The organism is Undibacterium sp. Ji42W (assembly GCF_049340405.1).
GTDB lineage: Bacteria > Pseudomonadota > Gammaproteobacteria > Burkholderiales > Burkholderiaceae_D > Undibacterium.
The window spans coordinates 1-517 of sequence record NZ_JBMPOV010000052.1 but is presented as its reverse complement, the minus strand read 5'-3'; the positions used below and the strand labels follow the sequence as shown (position 1 = coordinate 517).

The 517-nt window shown below is 55.7% G+C and carries 1 protein-coding gene; it reads right to left on the bottom strand.

What is annotated here, in order from left to right; translation table 11 throughout:
- Window positions 1-517: hypothetical protein (locus tag ACO0LG_RS29550; RefSeq protein ID WP_423032195.1), on the bottom strand; the 517-nt coding region annotated here is incomplete at both ends.

Below are 517 nucleotides of genomic sequence, written 5' to 3'. Positions count from 1 at the left end.
CTGTCGGGAACTTGGTGGCGGCGCATTTGCCCAGCAATTCATCGGCCGCGCGTTTGCAGGCACTGTAGACGAGCACGTTTTGCCATGGTGTTGCTGCTTGCTTGATGCTCAGGCTGACGACGGATGAGGTCAGCGTGAACGTGGCCTGGCTCAATGTCAGGGTGTTGCTGCCGACTTTTGCACTTAACACGGCGGTGTACTGCGCACCTGCTGTACCGGCACTGGTCCAGTCTGTGTTGCCAGCAAAACTGGCTGTCATTGCCAGGGTGGTTTTGTAGGGGAAGCTGGCGATGACTTTTTGTGTGGCGTCAATGATGCTGACGGTCAGCGGCAAATCTGTCAAAGCGGCATTGCCTTCATTGGTGACATTGAAAGGGAAACTGATGAGGTTGCCAACTGACACCTGCGGTGCAGATGCCGTGATACTGCCTTTCAAGCCACTGCCTGTGCTGGCGGTGGATGCTACTGTAAATACACCACTGGCTTGTGAGAGCACGGTGTTGCCGGCAATGCTGAC